Source organism: Flavobacterium frigidarium DSM 17623 (assembly GCF_000425505.1).
In the GTDB taxonomy this organism is placed as follows: Bacteria; Bacteroidota; Bacteroidia; order Flavobacteriales; family Flavobacteriaceae; genus Flavobacterium; species Flavobacterium frigidarium.
The window spans coordinates 1-8,837 of sequence record NZ_AUDO01000028.1 but is presented as its reverse complement, the minus strand read 5'-3'; the positions used below and the strand labels follow the sequence as shown (position 1 = coordinate 8,837).

Here is an 8,837-nt window from a genome sequence, read left to right as displayed (position 1 = left end):
AAACCTGTAGCAGCTCCAATTCCAGTTGCTCCAACTGTAGTATGTGTGATCGCTGTTAAAGCAGTATTAATACATAATGTAGGAGTAGATGATGCTGCACTACTTGTATTGTTTGCCGTAACCGTAACTGTAACGTTGATAGGAAGACCACTACACCCATTTGCTGTTGGAGTAATTGTATACACTGCAGTACCTCCCAAATCACTAGTTGAAATTAATTGCTGAGAAATTTTATTTCCAGTACCTGAAGAGGCACCTGATACACCATCTTGTACTACTGACCAAGAATATGAAGTTCCAGAAACGTTGCTACTTAATTCAACATTTGTAAAATTTCCTGTGCAAATTGCAGATGATGCTGCCGTTGCAATTGGCAGTGGTTTAGGAGTCGTATTTACACTTGCTGAGTTGTTACTCAAATCAGAGTCTGCTGAGGAGCTTATAGTTGCATCATTTTTATATACTCCTGAAGAATTGACTTTAGCCGTTACTGTTAAAATAGCACTTCCATCTTTACTAAGACTACCTACAGTCCACATTCCCGTTTCAGAATTATAAGAACCAATATCTGTTGTTGAAGATTTATATGAGTATCCCGATGGAAGCAAATCCAGTACAGAAACTCCTGTAGCATTTCCTGGACCATTATTTATAGCTGTAACTGTAAAAATAACATCAGTTCCTACACATGGCGTAGTTTGATCTACAACTTTACGTATTGTTACATCACTACATATTCTAACTGACACAGGAGCAGATTGTACTTCAGTTCCACACGACAAGGTGTAAGCAACAGAGTAGCTACCAGTCTTAGTTGTTGTATAAGTGTTTTTACTAGCATCAGCATCAGTAATAACACTCCCGTCTAAAAACCACTTATAAGGTCCAAATCCAGGACTAGCAGTTATAGTAGCAGATGAAGAACAGCCCGCAGTCCCAGGATCAGGACTAACTGTAGGTGTGTCCGGCTGTAATGTATAACTTGAAAAAATGGCGGCCATAGAAAAACCTCCTCCTTGCTGAACTATACCTACTGTTTTCTTTGAATCACTTTTAACTGTTAAAATTTCAGGCGAACCAATATCTGTATTACTAAAAGTAATTAGATACCATCCCGTGGAACCTAACTGCCTTCTGTTACTTAGCACCTTACCACTTACAGAAACAGGTTCTGTAGCGCTCTGCAATAGAATGTAACCAAAGTAAGGAAGATCACCTCCTGTATAATTTTTAAATTTGTAAGTTTCAACCAGTTCAGAACCTCCACATGCTGACACTGGAGCAATGCTTGTAATATCTACTTCACATCCATTCGCGGTACCAGAATAAACTCCTACATTTTTTGTACTTGTAATTCTAGCAGATGAATAAGCCGACCCACTTTTAAGATTGAATGTAAAAAAATCTCCAGCCGCAGACAAGTTTTTAGTAGTAGTATTAATTAAAGATCCATTAGTAGCAAATTGTTCGACAGTTACAGCTGTATTTGCTTCTGTCGCGATTACAGTAGTTTGTTCCGCTGTATCATTACCTTGACCTTTTACGACAAAATACTCCTTCCCTAATACCGATATAGGAGGCACTTGATCCACTGTTCCATCTCCACACCCTTCTGGTGTATCAATTTTTGCCGAAGTATTTACAACAACAGGATTAGAAGTCTCAACCAGAGATCCAATTGCGCTTTCAAACAAATAACTTTCTCCTTTATTAAGCGTTGTTATGGTCTTCCCGTTGATTGAAAGTGTTGTACTATTACTAATAGCCATAACAACATATATTGGCCTTTTATACCCATACCTACCAAAATCTCCAAGATCTCCATTTCTATAGTATCCCACTCTAAAACTTACCCCAACACCTGCATCACCAAAACTGGTTAATGAGGCATTACCTTTAATATAGTTTTTATCAGCATCACCTGTGCTACTCCCTCCATTCGTATTTCTAATTTCATCTGATGCCACATTTCTCATATTAACAGACACAGGTAATGTTGCAGTAATATTCAATCCTGCTCCAGATATAATTTTATTAGTTTCGTAATAACCCTTACCTTTTTCGGTGGGATCACCTACAAATCGATATACTTTCGGAGTTCCTTTACGTACAGTGAAATCTGTAATAAATTTTCCATCACTGCTTTTAACTGTAACCGTAACGTTAGATGAAGACTCTGTAGCCACGATTAATTCGTTTGCATCATTGAAATACCTCCATGGCGCCGGAGCTACATGATGTTCCTTATAATATTGTGAATAAGAATTTAGAGACAGCATTAAAAACGAAAGAACTAATAAAATTCTATAAAAATTGGTTTTATTATTTCCAGTAAATTTATTCGAGTAATTATTTTCCATATTGCGAAAATCTTGTATTGTTTTTTTGATCAATCTCGATCAATATTTATTTTGGTAATCTTTTATTAGTATTAAACTACTTGTCAATGTCTCATAACTAATTTTAAATGATTCCAAGAATAAAAAATCTTATTTCTCTCTGTTGCAAGAAACATTCTTAAACCTAATTTTTGCCCAATTAAGCGATTCATGCGAGACTGCAAATTTCTTAACGAAATAATCAATCTAATTTGACGCGAACCTAAAATTTCGCGCGCCTGTATATTTATTAAATTGTTTAATAAAATTGTAATCATACCAAGTATGAAAAGCGTTATACTGAAAAGTTTAAATTGAATCATGTTTGTTATTTTTCTTACTATTTTTATGCTAACTAATTCCAAATGCAAAGATAATTAATAATGTAATAATTAAAATTTAAGTCTGCTAAATACTTAAATAATCGTTAAAATACACTTTTGCAACTACAAAATTTGTAGTTAATTCCTCATTATTAAAAACCCCTCACATCTTACGCACCATCTACTTCGATTAAAAATTTCAATAAACACTTCACTAAATCTTACATACGCATTTATTTTACGTCTAGATTTAGAAGTTAATTTATTTTTAAAAAGTTTTTTAACAAGGCAACTTAATAACTTTTTTAAGCACTCCATAAAATATCAAAAAAAACATAGTGAAACCAACTTTTCACTAATCAAAAACTATTTAACAGAGATTCACAAAAAAAATAGCAATTGAATTTTTAAAACCAATATCAGATAAAAATATTCTTTTGCACTACCGTATTGCTATTACAAAATTTGTTAATAAATTTGGTACTTGACGAACAATCGACGTACATTTAGTTTCACTCGTTTTAATTTCGAATAAAAGAGAAATCGTTATAATCTATATTTAATAGAAATGTTTAATAATTAATTTAGATCTGTGTTACAACAAAAATATATTGATAGAGAAAAAAGCTGGTTAGCTTTTAATGCAAGAGTGCTACAAGAAGCAGCTGACATTACAGTACCACTATTAGACAGATTACGCTTTTTAGGAATTTTTTCTAATAATCTAGACGAATTCTTTAGAGTACGTTTTGCTGCTATTAGAAGGCTCAGTCTTTCTGGTAGAACGGGAGAAAAAATATTAGGTGGGATTTCGGCCCAGCAATTAGTCAAAGACATTACTGAAATTGTTATTAAACATCAAACAGAAAGTTTACTAATTCTTAAAGGTATTGAGAATGAACTAGAGTGTAAAAATATCTTTATTATCAATGAACACGAAATCTCATCTGAACAAGAGAAATTCTTAAAAGACTATTTTATTCAAAAATTAAGTCCAGAGCTCGTTACCATTATATTGAATGATTTAGCAGAATTTCCGTTGTTAAAAGACAATATGGGGTATCTCGCAATTAAGCTGGTAATGAAAGTAGATGCCGAAGTACGCTACGCCATAATTGAGATTCCTAAAACAATGAATCGCTTTGTAGTGCTGCCATCAGAAAACGAGAAGCAATACGTTATATTATTAGACGATGTTATTAGACATAATTTAAAAAGCATTTTTAATATTTTTGATTATGAAAGTGTCTCTGCTCACATGATAAAGATTAGTCGTGATGCGCAATTAGACATCGATAGTGATTTGAGCAAAAGTATGCTCGAGAAAATCTCCTCTTCTGTTAAAGAAAGACGTGTAGGAGAACCCGTTCGATTCATTTATGATAAGGAGATCGAAACAGATACATTGCAATTTTTTCTAGACAAGATGAAAATCGTATCTACAGACAGTATTATCCCTGGCGGAAGGTATCACAATCGAAGAGATTATATGGATTTTCCTAATCTTGGTCGCTACGATTTATTGTATAAAAAAAACGACCCCTTACCTATTCCTGGATTAAGTCTTGAAGGAAGTATTTTAGAGAAAATCAGTAAGAAAGATTACTTACTAAATGCTCCTTACCAATCATTTTCATACTTAACTAAATTTTTAAGAGAAGCAGCATTAGACCCAAAGGTAACTTCGATAAAAATAACGCTATACAGACTTGCTAAAAATTCCCAGATAATTAGTTCGCTAATTAACGCGGCAAAAAATGGTAAAAAAGTTGTCGTCCAAATAGAATTGCAAGCGCGTTTTGATGAAGCCTCAAATATTTCTTATGCTGAACAAATGCAAACGGAGGGTATCGAATTAATTTTTGGTATCAAAGGATTAAAAGTCCATAGTAAAATTTGTTTAATCGAAAGAAACGAAAACGGTAAAACAAAAAGATACGGATTTATTTCGACAGGAAACTTTAATGAATCTACTGCTAAGGTTTACACCGATGTCACCTTATTCACTAGTCACCAACAAATTTTGAAAGACATCACAAAAATATTTGATTTTTTTGACATTAACTATAGAATTCATCGATACAAACATTTAATTGTATCTCCACATTATACCAGAACCCGTTTTTACAAATTGATTGATCGCGAAATTTTAAATGCTAGAGCAGGAAGAAAATCTTCGATAAAATTAAAAATGAATAGTCTTTCTGATTTTGGAATGATCGATAAATTATATGAAGCTAGTAACGCTGGTGTCAAAATACAATTACAAGTTAGAGGAATTTGCTCTTTGATTCCCGGAGTAAAAGGAATGAGTGCAAATATAGAAGCGATTAGCATCGTAGACAATTATTTAGAGCATGCTAGAATTTATATTTTTGGGAACGGAAGTCAAACTGATGTATATATCTCTTCAGCCGATTTTATGACCCGTAATTTAGATGGCAGAGTTGAAGTAACTTGCCCTATTTATGACCAAGACATAAAACAAGAACTTATCGACAACTTTGATATTGCCTGGAAAGGAAATGTAAAAGCAAGATACCATTCAAACGAACTCGACAATAAATATCGTGATAGTGATGGCCAACCTATATTTAGAGCTCAAATCGAAACCTATAAATATTATCAAAGTAAGGTGGATTCACTAAACGAAACATTTTAATATGTATTACAACGAAATTTGTAGCACAAAAAATTAGCGAACACTAATGATTACATTAAAAAAATATGCCGCAATCGACATTGGTTCTAATGCCATGCGATTACTCATCGTAAATATTGTTGAACAAGAAGGAAAAGAACCGCAATTTAATAAGAGCTCTCTTGTGCGTGTTCCTATAAGATTAGGGCAAGACGCATTTACGGTAGGTGAAATAACCGAGGAAAATATTGATAGAATGTGTGATGCAATGACTGCATTTCACTTGTTGATGAAAGTACATAAAGTACAGTCCTACCGAGCATTTGCAACATCTGCAATGCGAGAAGCATACAACGGCAAAGAAATTGTAGAATTAATTCAAGAAAAAGCTAATGTTACTATCGAAATTATCGACGGTAAAAAAGAGGCTGCTATAATTGCTTCAACAGATTTACTTTACTTATTAAATACCGATAAAACGTATCTTTTTGTAGATGTAGGTGGAGGAAGTACAGAATTTACCTTATTTTCGAATGGAAAAATGGTCAATTCTAAATCGTTCAAAGCAGGTACGGTTCGATTACTCAACGACATGGTATGCGATATCGTTTGGTTGGAAATTGAGAAATGGATCAAAACAAACACATCAGATTATGAAGAAGTTACACTAATTGGATCTGGAGGAAATATCAATAAATTATTTAAGATGTCAGGAATCACGCAAGAGAAACCTTTATCTTATATTTATATCAATTCTCAATATGCCTTTTTAAATTCTTTAACTTACGAACAAAGAATTTCAGAGCTGGGATTAAATCCCGATCGAGCTGATGTTATCATTCCTGCTGTTAGAATTTATTTAAACGCAATGAAATGGAGTGGCGCGCGACAAATATACGTACCAAAAATAGGTCTCTCAGACGGAATTGTTAAGGCAATGTATCATGGCAATATTTAAAATCATAATAAAAATAGCTCCTTTTTATTCGAAATAAAAAATTGAGATCACGGTAAATCTTGTGTAATCGAGGGCCTAAATTAGCTTTAGTACAGAATACTTTACAAAGTGACTAAATTTAAAGAATTTTAGTACCTTTGCAATTCATTGTCAGTATAAATTAACTTGGCAATAGATCTTAATTTTGACCATCCACTTAAAAAACAGGATAAATTACACCAAGTTCTTCCTAAGTTATTTATTATGAATATAAAACCTTGTTTATTTATAATTAGCCTCATTGCCAGTAACTTGACCAGCAGCGCACAAGACAGTGCTCCTACAAATACTGCTCGAAAGATTAAGTCATATCGAGTAGAGGAAGTTATTAATATGAAATTTGGTGGTAGCAAAACTGTGTACCATGTTTCAGATACTAGATTAATCAGCACAACCAATTTAGGTCCTGATAACCTAAGAACTGTTTTCGTTCAATACACTGATGGAACTTCAGAAGAAATAGCTTTCGATCCTAAAACTTTAGCGCCGCCAGCCTCAAAACCGGTAGCTCCTAGAAGAATTATTGCTACTCAAAAACCAGCGCCTGCAAGACCACAAAGGCCAGCGATAGTCAAATCCACTCCTCCTCCTCCTCCCGTTAGACGCCCAATTACAATTCCAGTACAAGAGGAACAAGTTGTGGCAGAAAAAATTGTTGAGAAAAAAGAAGAAGAAAAAACTCAAATAACTGAAATTAAAAAAGAGCCAATCCCAATAGCTACGATTCCAGAGGAGAAAAAAATAGTTGAAGTGGCGCCAATAGTTGTCACCAAAGAACAAGACCAAAAGCGCTTAGATGAAATAGTGCGCGATGTTATGTCTAGCGAGACATCAGGGTCTAGCGATACACAAAATGAAGAAGCAGCTCCAGTAAAAGAAACTTACGCTTATATAGATGTTGTTCGTACGTACGAAAAAGTAGCAGAGAGAGGATTTAAGTCAGCCATTTTATTCAAAAAACTAGCTGACAATTACTATTTTAAAGAAGATATGGTATTAGCAGCAAAATATTATGCTGAACTTTTTGCAATGGACGTACCTATTGAAGATGAATTATATTACCGCTATTCTGATGCTTTAAAGAGATTAGGACAAACAGAAAAAGCAAAAGAAATCCTTAGCCAGAAGGCAAATAAAAAATAAGTTATTCTACAATATTTTATTTTATCGAATTCTAAACACTTTCGATATTTTTGGTGTTGCCCTTATTTTTTAATTAAACTGCTGCTTAACATTAGATATAGAATAGTATTAATGGGCTGCACATAACCTTCTCTCGACTTTTGTATTATCATGATTCTTATCAAAAGCAAAAGACTTCGTATCAGCATCCCAAACTATACTCAAATAAGAGTCGCTACAAATAAATTAGCTAGATCTTAATTCAGATATTTTAGTAACACAGTACTACCTTAATATACTTAAAATTTCATTGATACGAACATCACTTGGAATTTCCAATCAACTAGTATTTTACATCTAAATTCAATAATAGTAGCAACCATTTAATTCACAACAACCATCTATACAGAAAATCATTTTAATGAGGCTATAAGCGCTATTTAAGCGACATTACCAACAACGTTGCTACCACAACGGTAAAAGACACCCAGGGCCTTAAAAAGCATTAAAAATGCTTAATATAAAATAATCATCGTAGTTCAATAAATAACTTTTATCACTATTAATAATAGCAATTTAAATAATATATCTCAGTTACTTTTAAAGACAAATATCGGTTGGTAGTGGAAAGCGGAAAATTTGACATATTTGAGCCATTTTATCGAATAACATCTTATCAAGCAAATGATCAAATAGTATCAAGCCTTTTTGATAGTTAAGGCACATGGATCTAAGCACTACCAATAAATACGAAGAAGAAGCGGTTGAAAAATCAGCTTTCCCCTACTCTAGACCATCTATACTTCCAGGATGATCCTAGACTTTTATACTTGATCCAACTCTTGCATATCCTACCATAACTTCCTTAAGCCGCCATTTGATAAAAAGAAACTTGTCTAGTTTGACTCAGCGTTTTCTAAAAAAAAAGACGACGACTCCCGATTAGTCCCAAAAGCTTTCGGGAGGACTCTCACATAATTACAGTACTCCCGAAGTATTGGCACTCCGACAAGCTTAACTACTCTGTTTGTATTACATTATATCTTTTCTTTTTTTTTAAACTATTATACAACTAAAAACCCTTATCCGATTGGGATAAGGGTTCTTTAAAGAAAGGCGACGATTCCCGATTAGTCCCGAAAGCTTTCGCGAGGACTCCCACATAATCTCAGTACACTTAAATTTCAACTCTCCATCGAACTTGAATATTTTGCTCGTATTAAATTAAATACACTCTCTTTTTAAAACTATTATACAACAAAAAACCCTTATCCGATTCGAATAAGGGTTCTTTAAAGAAAGGCGACGACATACTCTCCCACATAACTGCAGTACCATCTGCGCAGGCGGGCTTAACTACTCTGTTCCTATTACAT

Annotated in this window: 4 protein-coding genes; 3 read left to right on the top strand and 1 reads right to left on the bottom strand. The window is 33.6% G+C overall.

The window, feature by feature from the left end; genetic code table 11:
* Nucleotides 1-2,360 (bottom strand): PKD-like domain-containing protein (locus tag H603_RS0112570; RefSeq protein WP_026708946.1); only part of this gene is annotated, 2,360 nt, incomplete at its 3' end.
* Nucleotides 2,361-3,293: 933 nt separating this feature from the next.
* On the opposite strand from H603_RS0112570, the gene ppk1 reads away from it, so the two are divergent.
* The 3 genes from ppk1 to H603_RS17355 all read left to right on the top strand — a co-directional run bounded on the left by ppk1 (nt 3,294) and on the right by H603_RS17355 (nt 7,482).
* A complete protein-coding gene (gene ppk1 / locus H603_RS0112560; protein ID WP_026708944.1) occupies nt 3,294-5,363 on the top strand; it encodes a polyphosphate kinase 1 in 2,070 nt (689 codons plus the stop codon).
* 46 nt (nt 5,364-5,409) lie between these two features.
* Nucleotides 5,410-6,300 (top strand): Ppx/GppA phosphatase family protein, encoded by an 891-nt coding sequence (locus H603_RS0112555; protein WP_026708943.1) that lies wholly within the window; start codon nt 5,410-5,412, stop codon nt 6,298-6,300.
* Between the two features lie 243 nt (nt 6,301-6,543).
* On the top strand, nt 6,544-7,482 hold the full coding sequence (locus H603_RS17355; protein ID WP_157510443.1) for a tetratricopeptide repeat protein: 939 nt from the start codon (nt 6,544-6,546) through the stop codon (nt 7,480-7,482).
* Nucleotides 7,483-8,837: the final 1,355 nt, after the last annotated feature.

Excerpts from the sequence above, each read along its gene's own strand:
- H603_RS0112555 (WP_026708943.1), top strand. The coding sequence starts at position 5,410 with ATGATTACATTAAAAAAATATGCCGCAATCGACATTGGTTCTAATGCC.
- H603_RS17355 (WP_157510443.1), top strand. The coding sequence starts at position 6,544 with ATGAATATAAAACCTTGTTTATTTATAATTAGCCTCATTGCCAGTAAC.